We start from the raw sequence: 23,992 nt of genomic DNA on the forward strand, positions 1-23,992 counted from the left end.
TGTTGCCGTGCACCGGGTAGCGGACAGATCAGATGCGGGCCGGGCTCGGCGGTGCGCGGGTGCGCAGGGACTCGGCGGCGAAAACGCGCAGGATGACGCGGTCACGATGGCCGATGCGCACTGGCGTCGGACTCATGACGACGGGTGCTATGCGGCGTATCGCGGTGACGCGAGCCAGCGCCGCGGTTCCGATCCGATACGCGGTCTGCGCGCCTTGGATCACGACGGCGGCCACGACCGCCGCGATGAGATGGGCAGTGAGCATGACCGGGGTCAGCTGTGTATCGCCGTGCTGCGTGTGTCCGGAGCTGAATCCCATGGTGAGGTGACCGAGCAGTTGACCGATCACCAGCGCGGCGACCAGCCCGATCGAGCTGTCACGCAGCGCGGTGAGTCCGGCGACCATGGAGCAGATCACAGCGGAACCGGCGGCGAGCAATGCCAGCGCAGTCGTGTTCGGTGGCATGCCGCCCGACGCCCAACCATGTGCCGCAACGGAAACGGCCCCGGAGATCGCACCGGCCGAACCACCGCGCAATCGCGCGACGGCTCCGCGACGCTGCGCGGTAGGCCGGTCGAACTCGAAGCTCACCCGCTGATAATAGCCGACGAATTGGGCGCGACTTACGCTATCGCTCGCCACTGAAAAGGGCCGTCACCTGCGGTTTCCCGCTGAAAAACGGATCGGCCAATGGTGGTTGGGCCAACGCCGCGCCGGTATCAAGGGGCCATGAGCAGGCGCGGGATGTCGGGCGGGTACCGCGAGGCATGTGCCGCGCACGCGCGAGCGCGCGGCTACCTGTGCTCCCGTCGATCAGCTCGCGTCGATTTCCTTCTCGATCAGCGCCTTGCGCAGCAGCTTTCCGGTCGCGTTGCGGGGGAGTTCGTCGAGGAAAATGACCTCGCGCGGCACTTTGTAGCGCGCTAAGTTGGCCTTGACGTAGTCCTTGATCTCCTGCGCGTCCCGACGGGAGTCCGGGCCGGGAACGACGAAGGCACGTAGTCGTTTCCCGAATTCGCGATCGTCTACGCCGATTACCGCGGCCTCGAAGATGTCGTCGCGACCGGCGATGAGGTTCTCCACCTCGAGCGGGAAGACGTTCTCGCCGCCAGAGACGATCATGTCGTCGTCGCGGCCGTCGATGTAGAGCAGGCCGTCTTCGTCGAAGTGCCCGACATCGCCGCTGGACATCATGCCGTCCACGATTTCCTTGGTACGGCCGTCGGTGTACCCGGTGAATGCGAAGCCGTTGTCCACGAAGATGGTTCCGGTGGTGTTCGGTTCGGTGATCGGCTTGCGGTTCTCGTCCAGCAGGACGATCCGGATGCCGACCGGCGCGCGACCCGCGGTGGTCGGTGCTTTGCGTAGTTCCTCAGGGGTGGCGACGGTCATGACGGCGCACTCGGTGGAGCCGTAGAGGTTGTAGAGGCTGTCGTTGAAGTAGTCCAGTGCGCGGATCACGATGTCCGGCGCGATGGCCGACCCCGCCGCGAAGACCACCTCGATGGTGCTCGGGTCGTACCGGGCCAGCACGTCCGGCTCCAGGTCCAGCATGCGTTGCAGCATGGTCGGCACCAGGACCAACGAGTTCGCGCGGTAGGCGGTGATGTTCGCCAGCGTCTTTTCCGGATCGAAACGGCGCTGCTGAAAGACCACCTTGTTGCCGAGCGCGAGACCGAGGGTGAACTGAGACAGCCCGGTGCCGTGGAAGATCGGCGCTGCCATGAGCATGGTGCCGTTGGTGGGCAGCGGGACCCGGTCGATGAACTGGGCCGAGGCGAACGGGCTCACCCGGTCGCGCGGTGCGCCCTTGGGGGTGCCGGTGGTGCCGCTGGTCAGAACGACCAGGCCGCCGGGCTTGGCCGGCGCGGGCAGCGGCCTGGTGGGGCAGTCCGCGATCAGCGACTCGATGGTCAGGATCGACGAGTCGGCGTGGTCTTTCTCGTCGACCCAGGTGAGCACCCGCGGGATATCGGACGGGATCGCACTCATCAGATCGAGGAATTCGCTGTCGTGCAGAACGGCCTTCACTTTTTCGCGCTCGGCCACATAGGCGAACTGTGGTTTCGCGAAGCCGGTGTTCATCAGTACGCTGCGCACGCCCAGCTTGCCGGCAGCCAGCAGGGTCAGCACCATGCCGCGGTGGTCGCGCGCGAGTAAGGCGATCACGTCACCCGGCTCGAGGCCCAGGTTCGCGAGGCCGCGGGCAAGCGCGTTGGACTGCTCGTCGAGTTGACCGAAGGTCAGTTCGCCGCGTTCGTCCACGATGGCTCCCGCGTCCGGCCTGGTCCGCGCGGAGTGCATCACGACACCGGCGAAAGGACCGAACTTGAGCACGTCGAGTGCCGAGCGGACGGCGTGATCCGGGCGCAATGGGTCGAACATCCGCCGTTTGAGCATGACATTCACGCCGAGGGCGAAATCAACCGCCTTACGAGCGGTTCCGATCAACGCGGGGAAGGACGGAGACATCGACAACAACCTTCCAGCGGTCCCACCTCAAACCCCGTGCGATGGTGCGGACCGCAACTCTGAGATCCAATGCTGCCGCTAACAGTAGCAAGCACCTGTAACCGCGTGTGTCAGCTATCCAATCGAATAATACCCGCGAGTTACCGGCGGGTCATGCACATTGCCTACCGGCGTTCAGGACCGAACGTCGTAGTCCACCAGTACGCGGCGCAGTAGCTTGCCGGTCGCGTTGCGCGGGAGGTCGCCGAGCAGGATCACGTCGCGAGGCACTTTGTAGCGGGCCAGGTTGTTCTTGACGTATGCCTTGATCTCCTCGCAGTCGGGCGTGCACCCGGGCTCGGGGACAACGAACGCGCGCAGACGCTTGCCGAACTCCGCGTCGTCCACACCGATCACCGCGACGTCGAAGATATCGGGGCGCCGCAACAGCAGGTTCTCCACCTCCAGCGGGAAGACGTTCTCCCCGCCCGAGACGATCATGTCGTCGTCGCGGCCGTCGATCATGAGCAGGCCGTGCTCATCGAAGTGACCGACGTCGCCACTGGACATGTAGCCGTCGATGATCGGCTTGTGCCTGCCGTCGGTGTAGCCCTCGAACGGCGCGCCGCTGCGGACGAAGATGCGCGCGGTCGTGTTGATCGCGCGGATCCGCCTGTCGTTGTCGTCGTAGAGCCGCACCTCACAGGTGATCGGCGGCCGACCGACGGTCCCGGGCGTCAGCGCCAGATCTTCCGGTTCGGCCACCGCCGCGACCGCGCATTCGGTCGAACCGTAGAGGTTGTAGAGCACGGGCCCGAACATCTCGGTTGCCCGGATCGTGAGTTCAGGGGACAGTGCCGACCCGGCCAGCAAGATCACCTTCAGCGACGACGTGTCGTACTTCGCGCGAATCGCCGGATCGAGTTCGACCATCCGGTGCAGCATGGTCGGCACCGCCACCAGCATGTCGGCCGTGTGGTCGGCGACCATCTTCAGCGTCGCCTCGGCGTCGAAGCGGCGGCGTACCACCACCTTGTTGGCGAGAGCCGCGCCGACCAGCCAGGCGGCCAGGCCGGTGCTGTGGAACAGCGGCGACACGATCACCTGGGTGCCGCCCTGCGGGAACGGGATTCGGTCGACCATCTGTGCGGTGGACAGTGGGGAGACCTTGTTGCGCTGAGCGCCCTTGGGCAAACCGGTGGTGCCGCTGGTCAGGATGACGAAGCCGCCGGGTGCGCTCGGCGTAGGAAGCGGTTCGGCCGAGTTCGCGGCGACCAGGTCGGCCAGTGTGCGCGCGCCCGGGGGCAGTTCGGTGCCCTCGTCGAGCCAGGTAAGGTACCGCGGCAGGTCCGCGGGCAGCGCGTGGAGCAGGCCAAGGAACTCACTGTCGTGCAGCACTGCCTTGACCTTCTCACGCTCGCACACCTCAGCGAACTGCGCTGGGGCGAACCCGGTGTTCATCAGTGCCATCCGCACGCCGAGCTTGCCCGCGGCCGCCATGGACAAGATCAGCCCGCGGTGGTCGCGTGCCAGCACGCCGATTACCGTGCCGGGGGTTATTCCCGCAGTCAGGAGCCCGCGGGCGATCGCGGTCGACTGCTGGTCCAGTTCCAGGTAGGTCAACGTACCCGCCTCGTCGACGATGCCCGGAGCGTGCGGCCGCACCCGCGCGGAGTGCCGGATCAGCCCTGCCGCTGGGCCAAAGGTTCGCGAGTCCCTGATCGTTCGCAGCAACTCGAGTGGCTTACCGAAATCGCTGATTCCGCGGGCTCGCAGCACCCCTAGCGCCTTCAGCGCCTCCCGCGTGTGTGCGACGTTCATGCCAGAACCTCCAAACCCTCGCGCTGGTAACTCGACCTAGCGGACTGGTGCGGATGTCGACTAGTCACGGTAGCAGTGCGGAGTGGGACAGGTCATTGGCAAATCGGACAAATCGGGCCTAATTCTGCTGGATCTGCTGCGGACGGGCGGGCAACGGCTTGCTCCACCAGGCATCTCTCCGACTGAAACCGGATCCGGGTCAGCGACGGGCGCAGGCCAGTGCGACCAGCAGGGGAACCACCCTGGCTTCGGGCACCTCGAAGCGTCCACGGCCAGCGGTGTGCAGCCAACCCACCGCGGCCAGTTGGCGCAGGTGGTGGTAGATCTGTCCGGACGTGCCGACGCCATCCACCCCGGCGAGTTCGGCGGCGGTCCTTCGCCCACCCATGATCTCGCGCAGCAGCCGCAGCCGCACCGGACTGCCCAGGGCGGCAAGGCATTCGGCGGTCTCGGCCCAGTCGTCCTCGATGAGGTCGCCGGTGGTGAACCCGGCTTGCCAGTCGCGTCGTTGATCGTTCGGCAGCCGCACCGATCCGGCGAAGACGACGCCGCCGTTGGGCTCATCGGCTTTCGTGAACTCCTCCTGTAGACGGTTCACCGCCCAACCGTCGGCATCCGCCGTCTCGGTCGCTGACTGCCCCGCACCCTCCAAGGCGCTGAGTCGCCGTTCCAACGCGGCAACCCGCTCTTCCAGACTCACGATCCACAAGCTACGGAACTACGTAATCCCCGACAAGCCGACCACGTTCCGGCCTCAGATGATCGAGGCCGGAACATCGGTCAGTTGTCGATTGGTCAGTTGTAAACGGCCCCGAACGACGGAACCGAGATCGTGGCCAGTTTGTAGGCGTATCCGTCCGGGTTGGCGTCGCTGACAGCAACCGGCCAACGGTGCCACAGCGTTCCGTAGACCGCGGCGACGATCATGCCCGCGCCGGTGTCCACCGGGCGCGTGCGGATGGTGGTGTCCGCCGGAACGTCGTTGTGCTCGGTGAGCACCGCGGTGCCGCTGCGTCCGTTGGACAGGTTGATCCACAGCGCCTCGAGCTTCGCGCCCGTCTGATTCGGTGAGATCGTGCCCGGCCCGCCGAAGAATCCGAGCTGGAATCCGTCCAGGCCGAGGGCGATGCCGGACCCGTACACGCCGGGCGAGTCAGCGCGCCCGATATCCGACTGCGCGGGAAACTGGAACGGCTGAGCGGGCAGGGCCAATTCCCGGGCCCCCGCGATCGGCCCGGTGGCGCTCAACTGATCCATCGCCTGCTCCGCCGCGGGGTTCCCGGCCGCGGCCGATCGCAACTTCTGCACGGCGAGCACCCAATCCGCCGTGCCGGGCTCCGCGTCGACATTTCCGGCGAACGCCGCGGTGAGTACCGCCGAAGCGGCGAAAGCGATGGCGAGGCGACGCGTCAAACTCAGTCGTGGCATAACCAGTTCTCCTCGAAGTGTCTGGTACAGCTCTGGCGGATTCGTCCGCTGAATCGGTCATCCAGCGACCTTGGGCGATACGGTGCCCGTTCGGGCCGCCGCTGTCCAGGCTGAACGCCGATTTTCGTCATCGTGTCGCCCCGTGCACCGACGGATCGGTGGGGTCATCCAGGACGCGAAGGCGCGGATTCGCAGCAGGATCCGCAGGAACGAAGCCTCAGTCGCCGGGAAGCCCCCAGACGAAGCCCGCGGCAATCGCAAAGCAACTCAGCACGGCAATGACGACGATGATCCACATGGGTGCGAAGGCTACGGAGCACTCGGCCCGTGGTCCACAGTCGCACTATCGCCAAATATGGTGGTGCTCTGAAGGTTCGGACCGCACCCGGACCGGTGCGAGGCCGACAGCTTTGGAATGCGGCTTCCGGCCATTGCCGAGAAACGCAACGCGATGCGATTGGCGAGGATTCGCACCGAAATTCGACGCCGGACCTCTGATTCAGCGCGCCGCGCTCGGCAGTGGTCGTGCGAGTATCCGTCGGGCCACGATCAACTACTGGATCTGCTGGGTGCCTTCGAAGATGTCGAGGATCCTGCGGTGGGCTTGGGACCATCTGGACGTTTGGCGCTAATGCCGTTTGCTGTACTGCGGATATCGTCTCACCACATCTCGGCGGATCTACCACGTTCAGAGCATGTGACGGCCCAGAGACGGCCTGGCAGACCGCTTCATTACTAGTCGAGCACGTCTTGTCCGCGCCGGTCGCATGGGCGTTCGCGTTCTTGCGTGAGGTGGTGAAATGCCTCCGTGGGAGTTTCGTAATGTCCGGGGCTGTCCGGGCGACTTGTGACAACTCGGTGACAGTTGCGAATCCTGCTGACAGTCTCTGCTGTCTCGGATCGATCTGGTCGTCTGCGGACGGACTACGCACGCGTGACTCTCACACCGCCAGTGCGGGCCGGATCCTCGATCAGGGGCGTCTCTCATGTGGCGAGACGAGAAATACATTCTGGTTGACCTGGGGTCATGATGTGCTGGTGGCTTCGGATCATTTGGTGGCGATTGAACTCTTGGATGCGGAGCGCGAGGTGCTGCGCTCCGGGCTGGGTGAGTGGGGCGGCCCAGCCCGCTGTACTGATGCGCTGGCGGTCGTGATGGGTTTTGAGGATGTGGCAGATCTGTTCGTGCAGGCGCGTCGGCTGCGCTCACTGCTGATCACTGGCGAGCCTCTGAGTGCGAAGGATTGGCGGCGGACTGTGGTCGCGACCGAGTTCGTCTTCGCCAGTAATGTATTCGGGTCAGGCCGCGACTGGCCGATCACCACGGGGTTCTCCGATGAGGAGACAATCAAGATCCTGCGGCAGTTGCAGTAATGGCTTGGTTGGCGGCAGTGGGTACTAGCGAGCCGTACTGCGGACGGGACCGGGAGATCGGAGCGAGGTCTTGCCATGTCACGACTCGAGCGAGCCTGCTGCGGCCAAGAGGCGGGTCACTTCTTCCGCTCGTTGCGCGTAAGTCAACGCCTCGCCAACGTTTGGTTTGTGCAGTCCATGCGCGACTTGATTGCGCAGAGTCCTGAGTTCGTCGAGTGGTTTGACAACGCGGTCAGGAAGAACTCCCGCACTCACCAGGCTTCTAATCTTGACGTAGATCGGCTTCGGCCGACGATCCTCGGGCTCGAGCTGCTGGTAGAGCATGTCGATAGCCCGTTCGACGTCCATCCACGCTTTCACAACGCCGAGCTCCGGCATAGCCTGAACGATACGCAGCAGACCCTCGTAGCCGCTGAGGTCATCGATCGATGTTCCCGATTGCCGCTGCGCGGTGACGTCCTCTCCATTGTGCGACGGAGCCTCGAGCTCGTCGACGTGCTCCTCCAACTGGGCCAGTCGTTGGCCGAAGTCTCCAGTAACGCCGAATGCCTCGATTCGAGTGAGGCGCTCGACCACGCTTCTAAGAGGTTTTCGAAGGAGAACTAGCCCGACCACCACCACGACAGGCCATGACACAACGATCTCGAGAAGCTTGACCACGAGTTCCTGCCATGCCATGGGAATAGACTACGGCTTCTGCTGTGTGGCATCGCTTTTCGGTGTAGACATGTGAAGCGCCATGGGTGGGCCCGGCTGGGTGGTGGGGTGCACACAAAGGCAGGCCGGCTGCGCATGCCCTGGGCGTCCCGTCTGATCAGGCATTCGAATGTCTCTGACGGACATAGCGCTGAACGAGCTGCGGGTCGAGCCTCCGCACACGCTCACCATGGAAGTCAACGCCGGATAGGGGGTGAAGCTCCTCCGGGGCAGTACGGGTACCGGTCGAGCATCGCACGCAGAAACCGGTGCGAGCCCAGATCAATGCTCGAACCGGTTTCCGTTGTATACCAGACTATTTCAGCTCGGCACTGGTCTTACCGAGTACCCGGCGCGCCACGATCAACTGCTGGATCTGCTGGGTGCCTTCGAAAATGTCGAGGATCTTGGAGTCGCGGCCCCACTTCTCCAGCAGGGTGCGCTCGGAGTAGCCGATGGCGCCGGCCAATTCGACCGCCTTCAGCGTGATGTCGGTGCCGGCGCGGCCCGCTTTCGCCTTGGACATGGAAGCCTCGAGCGAGTTGGGCTTCCTGTTGTCGGCCATCCATGCCGCGCGCAAGGCGAGCAGGTAGGCGGACTCGTAATCGGCCTCCATACGCAGAAATTCGGCTGCGGCGGCGGGCTGATTGTTGACCGGGATGTCATAGGAGATCTCGATACCCGCGCCGGTCAGGATGGCGCGCAGTTCCTCTAGGGCGGCGCGGGCGACACCGACCGCCATCGCCGCGACGAGGGGACGGGTGTTGTCGAAGGTCTGCATGACCCCGGCGAAGCCCTTCTCCACGTTGACTTCCGGGCTACCGAGGATGTTGTCCTTCGGAATCCGGCAGTCCTGTAGCAGCAGCACGGCGGTGTCGGAGGCCTTGATGCCGAGCTTGTGCTCGAGTCGGGCCACGGACAGGCCGGGAGCGTCCCGGGGCACGACGAAGGATTTGATCGCCGCACGGCCGAGGCTTTTGTCGAGCGTCGCCCACACCACGATGTGGGTGGAGCGCTGACCCGCGGTGACGAAGATCTTCTCGCCGTTGAGTACCCACTCGTCACCGTCGAGCACCGCGGTGGTGGAGACGGCGGCGGAGTCGGAGCCGAACGCGGGCTCGGTGATGGCCATAGACGCCCACACCTTGCCGAAGCGCTTCAGTTGCTCGTCGGTGGCGACGGCGGCAATCGCCGCGTTGCCCAGACCCTGGTAGGGAATCGACAGCATCAGGCCGACGTCGCCCCATGAGGTCTCCAGCGCATTCAACAGTGCGGACATATTGCCGCCGTTGGTGTTCCCGAGTAGCTCGGTCGCGTGACCGTCGGTCTCGATGTCATCGGCACGGCCACCTGAGGCGCCACCGATCTTCTGGGTGCCGGAGTCGGCGAGGCCCTCCACCATGGCGGCCATGGTGTCCAGCTCGACCGGGTAGTCGTGCTCGGCGAGGTCGTACTTGCGCGAGATCGGGCGGAAAATCTCCTGCGCGACCTGGTGGGCCTGGTTCGCGCTGGCCCGCAGCTTCTTGGGGAGTTCGAGGTTGATCATGGTGAGGTCTCCTGGAAAACGGAACGGGCCGGTTAGATGAGCACGACACCTTCGGCGACGCCGATGGCCCGCAGGTCGCGGTACCAGCGCTCGACCGGGTGTTCCTTGGTGAAGCCGTGCCCACCGAGCAGTTGCACGCCATCGAGGCCGATCTGCATTCCCTTGTCGGTCGCGAGTTTTCTGGCGAGTGCCGCCTCGCGGCCGAAGGACAGACCCTGTTCCGCACGAGAGGCGCCGCGGAGGGTGACCAAACGCATACCGTCGAGCTCGATCGCGATATTGGCGACGGTGAAGGCGACTGCCTGGCGGTGCGAGATGGGCTCGCCGAACGCCTCCCGCTCGTTCACATACGGAATGACGTAGTCCAGCACGGCTCGTCCGGTACCCGCGGCGAGCGCGGCCCAACCGAGGCGGGCCAGTCGTACCGCGTCGGCGTAGTCCTCGGCGCGGGATCTGCCGTCACCGTCACCGAGGATGGCATCGGTGCCGACCGCGACGTTGTCCAGGATCAGGCGACCGAGGCCTGCACCACGCAGACCCATGCTCGGGTCGGCCTCCACCACCAGACCTGCGGTGTCCGACTCGATGACGAACAGCGCGGGACGGCCGTCGAGTTCGGCGCCGACCAGGAACAGCTCGGCATCGGCTGCTGCGGGCACCAGGCTCTTCACGCCCGAGATGCGGTAGCCGCTTGGCGCGCGCACCGCCTTGGTCTCGAGTGCGAACGGATCGAACAGTACCCTTGGCTCGCTGATCACCACCGCGGCCTGCGGCACGTTCGCGCTGGTGAAGGCCGGTAGGTAGGTTTTCTGCTGCGCGTCGGTGCCCCACTGCGAGAGCGCGACCGCGACGCCGCTCGGCGCCAGGATAGGCAGCGCGAGGCCCATGTCACCTCGCGCCAGCGCCTCGGCGACCAGCGCGTTGGTGACCGCGCCGCGCTCGTCGGCCGCACCGTCGAGTTCCTCGGGAACGTTGATCAGGGTGATGCCGAGTTCGGCGGCCCGCTCGAGCAGGTCGCGCGGTGTCGCGGCGGCGCGGTCGGCGTCGTAGGCTGCCGGACGCACGATCTCGGCGGCGAATTCCCGGACCGTCTCGACGATCATCTGCTGGTCGTCGGTCGGGGTCAGGTCGAAGAAGTCTTTGCCCTTCGACTCGTTGGTCGCGAGGCGCTGCGGAGTACCGGTGCCCGCGACCTTGGCGAAGGCGCGAGTAGCGGCGCCGAGCGTGCGGAAGCCGGTCTTGGTGCCCTCGTAGGTGACGCGCTCGATCGGTTTGCGCAGGTTGTATTTCTGGGCGAGGTCCGACCCGGTCAAGGTCGTCATGACCCGCATCGCCGTGCCCATCCAATCCCGCCTGGGTTGGTTCAGGCCGACCGCGGACGTGTCCGGACGCCGCTTCGTTGCGCTGTCTCGAGTGCTCATCATCACCTGTTTTCTCGGATGGGCGAGTGCGGTCTGCAGGCCAGCTACCTTACTCTTGAGTAATACTATCTTACTTCAGAGTAAGGAGAGCGTCGAGAGACAACCTCTGCGGCCGACCGGCCTCGAGACGGACACCTGCCAGCGCATGTGGCGTGGGTTGTCTACCGCTGGGCAGCGCCGTGTGCCGAGCTTCGGGTGTCGAAACGAGCGCACGCACGCTCGATGTGGCGCCCGGTATGACGTCCAGCGAGCGCACACGCACTCGCCGGACGTCATACCGGGCGAACGCTCTACTCGCGGACGTAGTAGCGCAGCGTCGCGTAGGCCGTGAGCGCCGCGAATCCGATACCCACCGGCGCGATGACCAGCGCGGTCATCGCGATATCGTCGCCGGTGATGCGGGGGAACACCTTGCTGGCGAACAGGTCGCCCAGCGCGCGGTCGATCACCAGCGGGCGCGCGACGAGCAGTCCGATCATCGCGACCGCCGAGCCCGCCAACGCCGCGGCCACCGCCTCGAGCAGGAAGGGTAGCTGGGTATACCAGCGGGTCGCGCCGACCAGCCGCATAATGCCGACCTCGGTACGTCTGGTGAATGCGGCAATTTGCACCATGTTCGCGATCAGCAGCAGCGCCGCGAGCGCTTGCAGCACCGCAAGACCGAACGCGGCGTTGCGCAATCCGTCGAACAGGCTGACCAGCCGGTCCACGATGTCCTTGTCATTGCGGACCATGCCGACGCCGGGCCGGTCGTAGAAATTCTCGTAGATCGTCGGATACAGCTCGGCATTCGTCATCTTTACCCGCAGCGACGCGGGCAGCGGCGTTTCGCTGACGTATTTGGCCAGCTCGGGCTGGTCTTTGAAGGTTTTGTCCCTGGCCTCGCGGATCGCGTCGTCGCGGTTGAGGAACTGGACCGATTCCACGCCGCTGGTCGCCTTCAGATCGGCTGTCAGCGATCGGCACGGATCCTGCGAGCAGTCCGGGTCGTTGGCCGAGACGTCCTCGGTGAGATACAGCCGTACCTCGAGCCGATCGAGGAAGTATTGCTCGGTCTTATCCGCGATCCGCACCGCGAGCAATCCGCCACCGAGCATGGTGAGTGAGACCGCGGTGGTCAGGATCATCGCGATGGTCATCGTGACGTTGCGGCGCAAGCCTTCGAAAACCTCGCCGAACAGGAAGCTCGCGCGCATTATCGGCCCACCCCGTAGACGCCGGTCGCCTCGTCGCGCACCAGACGCCCGTGGTCGAGTTCGACCACCCGTCTGCGCATCGCGTCGACGATGTGGTTGTCGTGGGTCGCCATCAGCACCGTGGTGCCGATGCGGTTGATCCGTTCCAGCAGCATCATGATGTCGGCGCTGGTATCCGGATCGAGATTGCCGGTCGGTTCGTCGGCCAGCAGTACCAGCGGCCGGTTCACGAAGGCCCGCGCGATCGCCACACGCTGCTGTTCACCGCCGGACAGCTCGGTCGGGAGCCGATCCGCCTTACCGCCGAGGCCCACCATGTCGAGCACCTCCGGGACGGTGCGGTCGATGAACTGACGCCGCTTGCCGATCACCTCCAGCGCGAACGCGACATTCTGGTAGACCGTCTTCTGCTGCAGCAACCGGAAGTCCTGGAAGACACATCCGATCCGCTGGCGCAGTTTGGGCACCCTGCGGTTGGGCAGCCGGTCTACCCGGAAGTCGGAGACCTGGATCTCGCCCGCCGTGGGGGCTTCCTCTTTGAGCAGCAGCCGCATGAAGGTCGACTTGCCCGAGCCGGACGGTCCGATGATGAAGACGAACTCGCCCTTGCCCACATCGACGGTGATGTTGTCCAGCGCGGGTCGCGTCGAGGTCTTGTACGACTTGGTGACGTTCCGCATGGTGATCACGGGGAGCCAGTGTAGCCAGCCGACCCGTGTTTTCGCCGATGTCGAGCAGCGGTGACGCGGTGATGGCAGCGCTTCCCGCGCAGCTCAACGGTCCGGTGACTCCGTAATCACCGCCGCGGGAATGGTGTTCACCGGCGTGGGCGTGGTGGCAACCTCATCCGGCCTGATGATGACGTACAGCACGAACGTGGCGACCCAGGTTGCCATCAGGATCGCCGTGGATCTACGTGGTCTCACTGATTCCCTCCCGGCGCAATGCCGCGGCTACCCGCACCCGCAGTTCGCGTCCGACTTCGAATTGTTTGCCTGGCAACGTGCGGGCAACCATTCGGATGTTCATCTGATCAACGGTGAGATCTTCTACACCCATGACGGTCGGCTCGTCGAGAAGCAGTGGCTTCAGGCGAGCGTCTTCGTATGCCTTGGTCCCGACCTCGTGCAGGATCTCGTTGACCCTGGTGATGTCGGCGCTGGCGGCCACCGGTACGTCGATCGCGGCACGTGCCCAATCCTTGGACAGGTTGGTGACTTTCACGATCTGACCGTTGGGGACGGTGATCACCTCACCGTCCGCGTTGCGCAAGGTGGTGATCCGCAGCGTGACGTCCTCGACGGTACCCTCGGCATGCTCCGCGGATCCGGTGACCGCGATGCGGACCACATCGCCGAAGCCGTACTGCCGTTCGGCGATGAGGAAGAATCCGGCGAGAATGTCCTGCACGATGCGCTGTGCGCCGAAACCGAGCGCGGCGCCGAGCACGGCGGCGGGCGCGACCAATCCGGTCACCGCGAAACCGAGCCGCCGCAGCACCTCCATGGTGATCAGCACGTAGGCGATGGTCAGCACCACCCAGGTGATCACCTGGGCCAAGGCGTGCCGGTGTTTGGCCGCCTCGGTCCGCACCAGCGCGTCGCTGCTGCGAAACTGGGCGTCGATCTTGCGCGTGATCCGGTCGCGGACGAACGTGGCGAATCGGGCGAACAGTACCGCTCCGAGAATCAGCAGCACGATCTCCAGGCCGGCGCCGCGCAGCCACGTGGTGAAGTCGGTCGAGGCGACCGCCTGGATTCCCACGACATTCATCTAGCTCGCCTGCTCTCGCATCCGCCAACGGATGCCGGACTCGATGAATCCGTCGATGTCACCGTCGAGTACCGACGACGGGTTGTTCACCTCGAAGTTCGTCCGCAGGTCCTTGACCATCTGATACGGGTGCAGCACATAGGAGCGCATCTGGTTTCCCCAGGACGCGCCCTCATTCGTCTTCAGCGCGTCCATCTCGGCGCGCTCCTGCTGCCGCTTGCGCTCCAGCAGCTTGGCCTGTAGCACTCGCATGGCCGAGATCTTGTTCTGTAGCTGGGACTTCTCGTTCTGACAGGTGACCACGATGCCGGTCGGCAGGTGGGTGATGCGGACCGCGGAATCGGTGGTGTTGACACTCTGCCCACCCGGACCCGACGAGCGGTACACGTCGACGCGGATCTCGGTCTCGGGCACTTCGATGTGGTCGGTGGTCTCGACCACGGGCAATACCTCGACCTCGGCGAAAGAGGTCTGGCGGCGCCCCTGGTTGTCGAACGGGCTGATCCGCACCAGGCGGTGCGTGCCCATTTCGACCGACAGGGTGCCGTAGGCATACGGTGTTTTCACCGCGAACGTGGTGCTCTTGATGCCCGCCTCTTCGGCGTACGAGGTGTCGTACACCTCGACCGAATACTTGTGCCGGTCGGCCCAACGGATGTACATGCGCATCAGCATCTCGGCCCAGTCGGCGGCGTCCACACCGCCCGCGCCGGAGCGGATGTTGACCAGCGCGTCGCGCTTGTCGTACTCGCCCGACAGCAGCGTGCGAACCTCCATCGCCTCCACATCACCGTGCAACGCGGCGCGCTCGGCGTCGGCGTCGGCGAGTGCGGCGACCCGGCCCTCGCCTTCTTCCTCCTCGGCCAGTTCGTAGAGCACCGGCAGGTCGTCGAGCCGCTGGCGCAGTTCCTCGACCCGGCGCAGTTCGCCCTGGGCGTGGGACAGCTCGCTGGTCACCTGCTGGGCGTGGTCCTGGTCGTTCCACAGGTCGGGGTCGGCCGCTTGATGCTCGAGCTCATCGATGCGACGGCGCAGTTCCTCGATGTCGAGAACCGATTCGACCGTTTTCAGGGTGGCGTCGAGTTCGGCGAGATCAGCGGAAACGTCAGGATGCACGATCGCCAAGCCTAGCTGCCCCGTGGAGACCACAGCACACGAGTGCGCGCGGTGTGGGCGCGGTCGGCGCGGGGATGCGGTGCCGCCGACGATCGGTTCGGGCCGCCACATCGGCGTCGCGCGATCGGCTCGGCCCAGACCGCACGCGGATGCGATGCTGTGGGCGTCTCGTCGGTTCCTACCATGAACGACGACTGTGGTTGGCGCAGTTGGTGTTTGGAGGCTGTTGGCGCCACGGATCGATCGGGTTGTCGCGATGCGCCCGGTGGTAGGTGGACATCGAGGGTCGGGGTTGGAACGTCACGGCTGAGCTTCGGCCCGCCCCCGGTCATTCCGTGCGCTGCTGCGAATCGGACTGCCTTGCGCCGCTCGCGAGGAGAGCCACGCGCGCGGCCTGCAACAGTTTTTCGGAAAGGGGGTTGCCCCGGGTGGCGCGGGCGAGGACGAGAGCGCCGACCATGGTGCAGAACTGGGCCATCCCGTCGTCGTCGCCGGTGGCCAGCTGGGCGGCCGAGTTCCGTACCCCGTTGAGGTAGACGTCGTGGGCGCGGGCGGCCTGGTCGGGCTCGCGCCCCAGGTCGGCGGCGAGCCCGGCGACCGGGCAGCCGCGCCCGGCGTGATCGCGATGCGAGACCGAGAGGTAGCGCTCGACCAGCGCCCTGCGGGCGGTCTCGTGGTCTTCGGAACTCTCCGCGAGCGTTACCTTGCCGAACTCGTCGAAGGCGTAGGCGGTGGCCTCGTCGATCAAGTCCTCCTTGGAGGCGAACTGCTTGTAGAACCCGCCATGGGTGAGCCCGACGGCCTTCATCAGATCGGCGACGCTGACCCCGGTGCCTTTCTCGCGGAACATTCGGGAGGCGGTAGCTACGACACGCTGCCGGTTCGCCTGTGCTTGCGCCTGGGACACGCGGCCCACGAAACCACTCTCCTCAGTTGGATGTCGTTTGTCATCTATCCTAGCCTGTGCGGGCCTGGCTGCAACCAGTGATCATCGGACTGTTCGTGGTATCGGCTTTCGTCGCCTGTTATGGGGGTTTGCAGCGCAATCCCCAGCCGCACGGCGTGCCGCTGGCCGTGACCGGGCAGCAGCTCGCCACCGAGGTTCGCCAGACGCTCGGCGACCGCGTCGACGTGCATGAGGCAGCCGGCCCCGCCTCGGCCCACCGCGCGGTGCTGCACCGTGATGTCGTCGCAGCTCTCGGTCCCACCGATGACGACGGCGGACTGCGGCTGGATGTGGCCGGAGCCAACGGCCAGTCCACCACCGCCGCCGTCACCGGCCTCGCCGCGACCTACGCGAACCAGGCGGTGCTGCACCTGGAGACCGCGGACATCGTCCCGCTGGCCGAGTTCGACAGTCGTGGACTGTGCGGCTTCTATGTGGTGTTCGGTGTGACCCTCGCCGGATTCGTCCTCGCCCAAAACACCCTGGGCCTCGGCCACGTGTTGCTCCTGCGCCACCGGTTCCGGCTGATCTGGGGCTTCTCGGCAGCTTGCGGCCTTACCGCGGCTGCCCTCGCCGGACCTGCCCTGGGAGCCGTACCGGCACCGTTTCTGCCCTTGGCCGGCACGCTCGCGCTGCTGACAGCTGCGGCAGCGTTCACCACCAAATCGCTCGGCGCCTGGCTGGGCCCGGTCGGGATCCCGGTAGCCACCATGCTGCTGCTCACTGTCGGCAACTCGACCAGCGGCGCTGCCATCGGTGTCGATCTGCTCCCCGGTGTGGCCCGCCTCGTCTCGGGGCTGCTCCCGCCCGGCGCCGCAGTACGGGCCGTCGCCGACCTCGGTTACTTCGGCGGTGCCCACGTCGCCGGCCCGCTGATCACCCTCGCGCTGTGGGCCGTGCTCGGGGCGCTGGTGGTGGGCCTGCGGTCTCGGCAGGTCGCCGCGCGGGGCTGAGTGCCAGCTGCCCGGGACGCGCGGAGCAGGAGCTGCGTGCCGTTCTCATCGCACCGCAACTCAGATATTTCATTGCTTCCCGGCCGAGGCGGCGAAAGAGTCCGTCTCGGCCGCCGTGCGGTCGATAGGTCGTCGGGTTGTGTTGCTTGGCGACCGCGATCGAGGTGGTCGAGCGGAGTTCGTGGGGTCAGCTGGAGACCGCGCGCAATGCTCCCGGGCGGCGGCCGGTCAGGCTGTCGAGGGCGACCGCGGTGGCGTCGTCGGCCGGGAGATGGACGATCAGGCGCTGGTCGTCGTCGGCGGAGAGATCGAGGACCTCGTAAGTCAACCGGAGAGGACCGACTTCTGGGTGTGTGAGCCGGGTGATACCGGTGGCGGCAGCCAGGCTGGGAACGGTGTCGAGACGATCGGCGAACGCGGGGCCGGCGGTGATGGTGAGTTCGTCGGCCAGGGCGGCGATATGCGGGTCGGCGCGGAACGGGCCTTGCTTCAGGGCGGCGACCATCTCGTCGGCGACGTGCTCCCAGTCCGGGTACAGGGCGCGGATTCCGGCATCGGTGAAAACGAAACGGGTCAGGTTCGCCGGCGAATCACCGCCGGCGAACAAGCCGGTCGGCGCCATCAGTCTGCGATAGCCGTCAGTATGGGCGAGCACCTCGGTGAGGCGGTTCACGACCACGGCGGGCGCCGGCTCCAGACGGTCCAGGATCGCCCGGATGGAGGGGCGCACATGGCGCTGCGGTTGCGCGCCACCCAGACAGCTGAACCCGCTATCCGAGGACTTGCTCAGGCGGTGGAGATGGACGCGTTCGGCGGGGCTCAGCCGCAGCGCGTTCGCCAACGCGGAAAGTACCTGTGGCGATGGACGACGGTCGCGGCCCTGTTCGAGGCGCGTGACGTACTCGACACTCACTCCGGCCAGCGTCGCCAGTTCGGCGCGACGCAGCCCGGAGGTGCGGCGGCGCGGGCCGGTGGGCAGGCCGACCTGGCTAGGCGTCACCGTTTCGCGGCGGGTGCGCAGGAACAGGCCTAGCTCGTTGTCGCTCACCTTCCGAACGTAACAAGGACAAACCGTCGGAGGGTGTCCCTGTCACTACCACTCTTGCGGCGGCCTTCCTGGCCTGCGCGCCGGGCGACAGAGTGAGACCCGCGGCCCGGTCGGGTCGTCCTGTGCATCGAGGAGGAACAGTATGTCCAACGCAGCACCGAAGCTCGCGGTGATCATCGGCAGTGTCCGGGACGGACGCTTCGGACCCGTCGTGGCCTCGTGGTTCGCCGAGCAGGCCCGGCAACATGGCGCGTTCGAGGTCGATGTCATCGATCTGGCCGAGGCGCACCTGCCGCTCGAACTGCCTGCGGTGCCACCGGCACTCGACCCGGATCCGCCGCGCCCGGCAGGCATGACAGACCTCACCCGACGGCTCACCGCGGCCGACGCCTTCGTGATCGTCACTCCCGACTACAACCGCAGCGTCCCAGCCGCACTGAAGGCTGCCATCGACTGGCATTACACCCAGTGGGACGCCAAGACGATCGGGTTTGTCGGCTACAGCGGAGCCAGTGGCGGCCTGCTCGCGATCGAACACCTGCGCCAGATCTTCAACGAACTCAATGCGCACACCGTCCGCAACTACGTCTCGTTCCCGCGCTACTACCTGCTTTTCGACGCAGCAGGTCGGCTGCGGGAACCCGACGACCCAGCGGCGGCCGCGGCAGCGATGCTCGACCAATTGCTGTGGTGGGCAAATGCGCTGAGCGCCGCGCGTGCAACTATCACCGCGGCGTGAGCGACGCGGGCCCGTGCACTCGATGATGGTCCGGCATCTCGACGGGAGTGATGCGAGTGATCGGACCGCGGCGACGGGTTTTCGTCGGCTTCGGCCTGCGCAACCGCAAGGCCAGCCCGCTTGCGCTGGGTGTCCGGCATGCCGCGGTGCCGGATCGCTGACCTCGGGTCGGGAACGATGCTGCGTGCGCTCGGATGCCGGTGAACGTGGTCGGCGAGTATCGGACCGATAGGGTGCGGGGCGTGGCTGTGTACTCCTCCGATCTCGAACTCGCCTTGCGACTGGCCGACACGGCCGATGCCATCACGCGGGCGCGCTTTGGTGCGCTGGATCTGAAAGTCGACGCGAAGCCCGATCTGACACCGGTCTCGGATGCCGACTTGGCCGTGGAAACGGCGATCCGGCAGGTGTTGTCGCAGGCACGACCGGACGACGCGGTGCTCGGTGAAGAGTTCGGCGGTGCCGCCGAGTTCAGCGGAAGACAGTGGGTCCTCGACCCGATCGACGGCACGAAGAACTTCGTGCGACGGGTACCGATCTGGGCGACGCTGATCGCACTGTTGGAGGACGGCGAGCCGGTCGTCGGTGTGGTGAGTGCGCCCGCGCTGGTTCGGCGCTGGTGGGCTGCCGCCGGCTCGGGAGCATGGTCGAGCTTCGAATCGGCGGCGGCCACAGCGATCTCGGTCTCCGCGGTCGATGAGTTGAGTTCGGCCAGTTTGGCGTTCTCCAGCCTGTCCGGGTGGTGTGAGCGCGGTCTGCGCGACGACTTCATCGCGCTGACCGACGATGTCTGGCGTGTCCGCGGTTACGGCGATTTTCTCAATTACTGCCTGGTTGCAGAGGGCGCCGTCGACATCGCCACCGAACCCGAGGTGTCCCTCTGGGATCTGGCCGCCCTGGACATCCTCGTTCGCGAGGCAGGTGGGCGCTTCACCTCCCTCGATGGTCGATCGGGTCCGCACGGCGGCGACGCCATCGCGACCAACGGCCTGCTCCACGACCTTGCCCTAAACCGCCTCCGGGGCTGACCGGCCTCCTGCCACGAACGCTGGATGCGGACGTAGTCGGCTGTCTTGCGGGTACGACCGAGATCCCAACGATATCGATCACTCGTAGGCAGGGGCCAAGAGCTTTTCCATCAACACGACATGCGTAGTGCCGCGGAACGGCGGCGGCAACGTTGTCTCCCGGAGTTCGATGAAACCCTGTGCGGTGTAATACTTTCGGAGAACCGCGTTGTCGGCGGCGGTGTCCAGGCGTTGCCGGGTGATGCCCCTGGCCAGGGTGCGGTCGGCGCAGAACTGGATGATGCGCGGCCCGAGGTCGCGACCACGATGCTCCGGCGCGACCATCAGGCCGTGGATGTAGCCCGCCTCGGTCTCGTCGTCCGCGCCCCAGAAGTCTGGATCCCGCCAGACGAGGCGAACCGCGGCAACGAGCGTCGCGGACTTGTCGCGCCACAGGAACCATTCACCACGTGCGGTTTCGTCTGCGACGAGCGCGGCGGGATACTCTCCGGGAATCCATTGCCCGATGCCGTTGTCGACCATCCAGCGCGCCAACCGGTTCCGCAGCCCCGCGATGTCCTCGGCGTCCTCGGCGCCGGCCGCCACCATGGGTGCCGATTCGACCACGATCTTTCCTTCCCAGCAGCACCGTTTCTCCCGTCGAACGAGAGTGCGGCAGAAGCCGCACCGTCCGACCGGATCGACGGTACCGCGCCGATATGGTTCGTTCGCGCGCGGATAGCCATGGCAGGGCGCACCTCGGATCAGACGGCGATTGCCGGAAGCGGTGTCGGCACGCTGCCGGGTTGTCCGGCGCGGGACAATTCTCCAGTCGGCGTCGGAGCGATGCCCGGTGCTATCCGGCCTCATATCGCGTGCCGGGGTGAGATCAACTCCTGCCGGCGGGCGCAGGTGACGCGGGCGGCGTCCCTGCTGGTGACGTAGAGTGCCCATGATGCTCTGTCGGGCCGTTATGCGGACCGAGGTGGCGCCGTCCGGTGGGTTGCGCAGGGGCCCGGGCTCGATCACTCCGGTGACGATGGCGCAGGTCGCGCCAGTGGTGGTGTTCACCCGATAGCGGCGCCGAGGATGTGGTCGGCGACGAATAGGGCGCCGGCGCGCGTGGCCTGCCTATCGTCAGGGAACGCGACCAGATCGGGGATGCCCGAGACGAGGGAGTGATGGCCGGGATCGGTCAGCGGATGCTGCCTATTGCCGCTGTCGTGGGCGTCCATCGAACAGCGCGGACAGCTTCGGGCAAATCGGTGAATCCCGCGCAACTTGGCGAATCCGCACGTCAGCGAGTCGGAGGCCAGGCAGTCGGCGGCCGACTATCCACATGTGGACAATTCCGCCGTCGAGCACGGAGGCCGACCGGGCGTACTCGTCTCGTCGCGGCAGGGCGCTCGTAGGATGGGCCGGGTGACTCCCCCCGATGACTTCGCGGCTGTAGCGCTCGAAGACGATTCCGGTGTAGGCGCTGAACCCAGTGCAGCGCAACAGGTTCTGCGCCGAGTCTTCGGCTACGACAGTTTCCGCGGCGATCAGCACGAGATCGTCGATCACGTGGTCGGCGGCGGCGACGCGCTGGTGCTCATGCCGACCGGTGGCGGCAAGTCGCTGTGCTACCAAGTGCCTGCCCTGGTCCGCCCCGGCGTCGGCGTGGTGGTCTCGCCGCTGATCGCGCTGATGCAGGACCAAGTGGACGCGCTCAGCGCGCTCGGTGTGCGTGCCGGCTTCCTGAACTCGACCCAGTACCCCGACGAGCGCCGCGCGGTGGAAGCGCAATTCGTGGCGGGTGAACTCGATCTGCTGTACATGGCACCGGAACGGCTTCGCCTGGAATCGACCGCGCGGCTGCTCGACCAGGGCAAGATCGCGCTTTTCGCTATCGATGAGGCACACTGCGTCTCCCAGTGGGGCCACGACTTCCGGCCCGACTACCTCGGCCTTTCCGTGTTGCACGAGCGGTGGCCGGACGTGCCGCGGATCGCGCTGACCGCGACCGCCACCGAGAAGACGCGCGACGAGATCATCCATCGGCTCGACCTCGGCTCGGCTCGTCGCTTCGTCGCCAGCTTCGATCGGCCCAACATCCAGTACCGGATCGAGCCGAAGAACCGGCCGGATCGCCAGCTGCTGGACTTCATTCGTACCGAACATAGCGGGGACGCGGGCATCGTCTACTGTCTCTCCCGCAACTCGGTGGACAAGACTGCCGCCTTCCTCAGTGCGAACGGCATCACCGCCGTGCCGTATCACGCGGGCCTGGACAGTCGCACCCGCGCGGCGAACCAGTCGCGGTTCTTGCGCGAAGACGGCCTGGTGGTCGTGGCCACCATCGCCTTCGGGATGGGGATCGACAAGCCCGACGTGCGCTTCGTCGCGCATCTCGACCTGCCGAAATCCGTTGAGGGGTACTACCAGGAGACCGGTCGCGCGGGCCGAGACGGACTACCGTCCACCGCGTGGATGGTCTACGGCCTCAACGATGTGGTGCAGCAGCGCAAGATGATCGATTCCTCCGAGGGCGACGCCGCGCATCGCCGTCAACTCCAACTGCACCTGGACGCGATGCTGGCGCTGTGCGAAACGGTGAACTGCCGCCGGACCCAGTTGTTGGCGTATTTCGGACAGCCCGGCCTACCGTGCGGTAATTGCGATACGTGCGTCACGCCACCGCAATCCTGGGATGGCACCGTGGCTGCGCAGAAGCTGCTGTCGGCGGTACTGCGGCTCGAGCGCGAACGTGGCCAGCGCTTCGGCGCGGGTCACATTGTGGACATCCTGCTGGGCAAAGAGAATCCGAAGGTACAGCAATACGGCCATCACGAACTGAAGGTCTTCGGCATCGGCACCGACCTGCGCGAAGGGGAATGGCGCAGCGTGGTCCGGCAATTGCTCGCCGGTGGTCTGCTCGCCGTGCACGGTGACTACGGTGTGCTGACGCTCACCGAGGCCAGCAGCGAGGTGCTGTTCGATGGGCGCGCAGTGCCGCTGCGCCGCGAACCCGAGCGGGCGGCCAAACCCGCCCGCGCCGCGAAGGCCGGCAAATCCGGGGCCGCTGATCTGGCGCCGGTCGACGTGCCGATGTTCGAGCAGTTGCGCGAGTGGCGTGCCGCAACCGCGAAGGAGCAGGGCGTTCCGGCCTATGTCGTCTTCCACGATGCGACCTTGCGCGAGATCGCGGCCCGCAAGCCCGCGAGTCTCGCCGATCTCAGTAGCGTCGGCGGAGTCGGTGAGAACAAGCTCGCCAAGTACGGCGAGCAGGTTCTCGAGGTACTCACCTCCGGACGGTGAGTTGTGCGAAGGTCCGGTAGCGTCCACTCCCCAGAGGGCGAGGATGGCTGCCGGGTGGGGGCGCGAATGACTGTGGAGGCAAGCGTGAGTGATCGGAACATGGTCGGACGCCGCGAGTTTCTGGCCGGTGCGGCCACCCTCGCGGCCGGTTCGACGCTGGTGGGCCGCACGCCCGCGCAGGCAGTGCCGGTCGCGGAGGGAACCGTCAAGTTTCCCTTCCCGACCGGCCGTCGGGTGCGCGTCCTGGTGACCGGAGACGCGGGCACCGGCACCCGCACCCAGTGGGCGGTCGCGGATGCGATGCGCGCTTTCCACGACCGCGAACCGATCTCGGTGGCGCTCGGCCTCGGCGACAACATCTACGAGCACGGCCCCGACAGCGCGGCCGATGTGCAGTTCGCCGACAAGTTCGAGCATCCGAACGCTGGTCTCGATTTTCCGTGGCTGATGGTGCTCGGCAACCATGACAACAGTTCCGTCCTCGCCGGTGACGGCGGCTGGCTGTTGCGCGGCAACGCCGAGGTGGAGTACCACGCCAACTCCCCACGCTGGTGGATGCCGAGCCGCTATTACTCGGTGCGAATCCCGGAGCACAACCCGGTGGTCGAGTTCTTCGTACTCGACGTCAACCCGCTGGCCGCCTACGTGCCGCCGATGTTCTCGCCGTACTGGGCGGCCCACGGTCAATTCATGAACGAACAGGCGGCCTGGCTCGACCGATCGCTCGCCGAGTCGACCGCCACCTGGAAGATCGCCTGCACCCACCACCCATATCTGAACAATGGGCCGCACGGCGACGCGGGACGCTACGAGGGACTATCGATCGAGCCGATCAACGGTGTGCATGTGCAGCGGTTCTTCGAAGACCACGTCATCGGTAGGTGCCAGTTCATCGTCTCCGGGCACGACCACTCGCTACAGGTGCTCGAACCGACGGTCACCTCCAAGGGCACCAGGCAGATCGTGTCCGGTGCTGCCGCCAAAACAGTCGGCGCTGAGCCGCGGATCACCGCGAGCGCGGGGCACGCCGCGTTGTTCGAGAACTATCACGAGCTCGGTTTCATGGTGCTCGAGCTGACCGAGGACGCGGTCGACCTGCGCGTCCACACGGTCGACGTAACGACCGGGGCGGGCACCGAGGCGTTCCGCCGACGCCTGGCCTGAATGCCAACCGTG

Annotated in this window: 23 protein-coding genes; 6 read left to right on the top strand and 17 right to left on the bottom strand. The window is 66.1% G+C overall.

All coding sequences use genetic code 11. The features are described from left to right. Positions 1–28 precede the first annotated feature (28 nt). The 5 genes from AB0C34_RS01250 to AB0C34_RS01270 all read right to left on the bottom strand — a co-directional run bounded on the left by AB0C34_RS01250 (position 29) and on the right by AB0C34_RS01270 (position 5,701). Positions 29–592: a hypothetical protein gene (locus AB0C34_RS01250; protein WP_357066159.1), complete on the bottom strand. Its 564-nt coding sequence runs from the start codon at positions 590–592 to the stop codon at positions 29–31. Between the two features lie 222 nt (positions 593–814). Next, positions 815–2,473 carry an acyl-CoA synthetase gene (locus AB0C34_RS01255; protein ID WP_357066161.1) on the bottom strand — a complete coding sequence of 553 codons (1,659 nt, stop codon included), beginning with the start codon at positions 2,471–2,473 and terminating at the stop codon, positions 815–817. A gap of 174 nt (positions 2,474–2,647) precedes the next feature. Further along, positions 2,648–4,273: an acyl-CoA synthetase gene (locus AB0C34_RS01260; protein WP_357066164.1), complete on the bottom strand. Its 1,626-nt coding sequence runs from the start codon at positions 4,271–4,273 to the stop codon at positions 2,648–2,650. 199 nt (positions 4,274–4,472) lie between these two features. Further along, positions 4,473–4,973, bottom strand: a complete 501-nt coding sequence (locus AB0C34_RS01265; RefSeq protein WP_357066167.1) for a winged helix-turn-helix domain-containing protein — start codon at positions 4,971–4,973, stop codon at positions 4,473–4,475. A gap of 95 nt (positions 4,974–5,068) precedes the next feature. Further along, entirely contained in the window at positions 5,069–5,701 is a 633-nt protein-coding gene (locus tag AB0C34_RS01270) for a hypothetical protein (protein ID WP_357066170.1), read from the bottom strand. A gap of 1,056 nt (positions 5,702–6,757) precedes the next feature. Between AB0C34_RS01270 and AB0C34_RS01275 the strand changes: the two genes are divergently transcribed. Beyond that, entirely contained in the window at positions 6,758–7,075 is a 318-nt protein-coding gene (locus tag AB0C34_RS01275; protein WP_357066173.1) for a hypothetical protein, read from the top strand. Between the two features lie 78 nt (positions 7,076–7,153). Here the strand turns inward: AB0C34_RS01275 and AB0C34_RS01280 are convergent, their stop codons facing one another. The 9 genes from AB0C34_RS01280 to AB0C34_RS01320 form a co-directional block, all read right to left on the bottom strand. Beyond that, positions 7,154–7,753, bottom strand: a complete 600-nt coding sequence (locus AB0C34_RS01280; protein ID WP_357066176.1) for a DUF4145 domain-containing protein — start codon at positions 7,751–7,753, stop codon at positions 7,154–7,156. Positions 7,754–8,087: 334 nt separating this feature from the next. Beyond that, the gene (locus AB0C34_RS01285) at positions 8,088–9,317 is read right to left on the bottom strand and encodes an acyl-CoA dehydrogenase family protein (RefSeq protein WP_357066179.1); all 1,230 of its coding nucleotides are present in this window, start codon (positions 9,315–9,317) and stop codon (positions 8,088–8,090) included. Between the two features lie 32 nt (positions 9,318–9,349). Continuing rightward, positions 9,350–10,741: an acyl-CoA dehydrogenase family protein gene (locus AB0C34_RS01290; protein ID WP_357066182.1), complete on the bottom strand. Its 1,392-nt coding sequence runs from the start codon at positions 10,739–10,741 to the stop codon at positions 9,350–9,352. A gap of 287 nt (positions 10,742–11,028) precedes the next feature. Next, positions 11,029–11,934 (bottom strand): permease-like cell division protein FtsX, encoded by a 906-nt coding sequence (gene ftsX, locus AB0C34_RS01295; protein ID WP_357066185.1) that lies wholly within the window; start codon positions 11,932–11,934, stop codon positions 11,029–11,031. Continuing rightward, complete coding sequence (gene ftsE / locus AB0C34_RS01300) at positions 11,934–12,623, bottom strand: cell division ATP-binding protein FtsE (RefSeq protein ID WP_357066188.1); 690 nt, start codon at positions 12,621–12,623, stop codon at positions 11,934–11,936. Before ftsE ends, ftsX begins: the two co-directional genes overlap by 1 nt. Before the next feature lie 84 nt (positions 12,624–12,707). Then, positions 12,708–12,830, bottom strand: a complete 123-nt coding sequence (locus tag AB0C34_RS01305; protein ID WP_357066191.1) for a hypothetical protein — start codon at positions 12,828–12,830, stop codon at positions 12,708–12,710. A 16-nt stretch (positions 12,831–12,846) separates the two neighbouring features. After that, positions 12,847–13,707: a mechanosensitive ion channel family protein gene (locus AB0C34_RS01310; RefSeq protein ID WP_357066194.1), complete on the bottom strand. Its 861-nt coding sequence runs from the start codon at positions 13,705–13,707 to the stop codon at positions 12,847–12,849. After that, positions 13,708–14,823, bottom strand: a complete 1,116-nt coding sequence (prfB, locus tag AB0C34_RS01315; protein ID WP_357066196.1) for a peptide chain release factor 2 — start codon at positions 14,821–14,823, stop codon at positions 13,708–13,710. Between the two features lie 328 nt (positions 14,824–15,151). Continuing rightward, a complete protein-coding gene (locus tag AB0C34_RS01320) occupies positions 15,152–15,739 on the bottom strand; it encodes a TetR/AcrR family transcriptional regulator (protein WP_357066199.1) in 588 nt (195 codons plus the stop codon). Positions 15,740–15,786: 47 nt separating this feature from the next. Between AB0C34_RS01320 and AB0C34_RS01325 the strand changes: the two genes are divergently transcribed. Continuing rightward, positions 15,787–16,722, top strand: coding sequence for a hypothetical protein (locus tag AB0C34_RS01325; protein ID WP_357066202.1), 936 nt, complete (start codon positions 15,787–15,789; stop codon positions 16,720–16,722). A gap of 187 nt (positions 16,723–16,909) precedes the next feature. On the opposite strand, the gene AB0C34_RS01330 is transcribed toward AB0C34_RS01325, so the two are convergent. Next, on the bottom strand, positions 16,910–17,770 hold the full coding sequence (locus AB0C34_RS01330; protein ID WP_357066204.1) for a helix-turn-helix transcriptional regulator: 861 nt from the start codon (positions 17,768–17,770) through the stop codon (positions 16,910–16,912). A 142-nt stretch (positions 17,771–17,912) separates the two neighbouring features. Here AB0C34_RS01330 and AB0C34_RS01335 point away from each other — a divergent pair, with 142 nt between their 5' ends. Together AB0C34_RS01335 and hisN are read left to right on the top strand one after the other, a co-directional pair. After that, entirely contained in the window at positions 17,913–18,509 is a 597-nt protein-coding gene (locus AB0C34_RS01335) for an NAD(P)H-dependent oxidoreductase (RefSeq protein WP_357066207.1), read from the top strand. A 194-nt stretch (positions 18,510–18,703) separates the two neighbouring features. Next, positions 18,704–19,537, top strand: coding sequence for a histidinol-phosphatase (hisN, locus tag AB0C34_RS01340; RefSeq protein ID WP_357066209.1), 834 nt, complete (start codon positions 18,704–18,706; stop codon positions 19,535–19,537). A 78-nt stretch (positions 19,538–19,615) separates the two neighbouring features. Here the strand turns inward: hisN and AB0C34_RS01345 are convergent, their stop codons facing one another. Continuing rightward, complete coding sequence (locus tag AB0C34_RS01345; protein ID WP_357066212.1) at positions 19,616–20,143, bottom strand: GNAT family N-acetyltransferase; 528 nt, start codon at positions 20,141–20,143, stop codon at positions 19,616–19,618. A 440-nt stretch (positions 20,144–20,583) separates the two neighbouring features. Beyond that, positions 20,584–20,751, bottom strand: a complete 168-nt coding sequence (locus AB0C34_RS01350; RefSeq protein ID WP_357066215.1) for a hypothetical protein — start codon at positions 20,749–20,751, stop codon at positions 20,584–20,586. Positions 20,752–20,938: 187 nt separating this feature from the next. Between AB0C34_RS01350 and recQ the strand changes: the two genes are divergently transcribed. Beyond that, a complete protein-coding gene (gene recQ, locus AB0C34_RS01355) occupies positions 20,939–22,816 on the top strand; it encodes a DNA helicase RecQ (protein WP_357066218.1) in 1,878 nt (625 codons plus the stop codon). Between the two features lie 84 nt (positions 22,817–22,900). Further along, entirely contained in the window at positions 22,901–23,980 is a 1,080-nt protein-coding gene (locus AB0C34_RS01360) for a metallophosphoesterase (protein ID WP_357066221.1), read from the top strand. The last annotated feature ends 12 nt before the right edge of the window (positions 23,981–23,992 follow it).

This window comes from Nocardia sp. NPDC049220 (assembly GCF_040647855.1).
In the GTDB taxonomy this organism is placed as follows: domain Bacteria; phylum Actinomycetota; class Actinomycetes; order Mycobacteriales; family Mycobacteriaceae; genus Nocardia.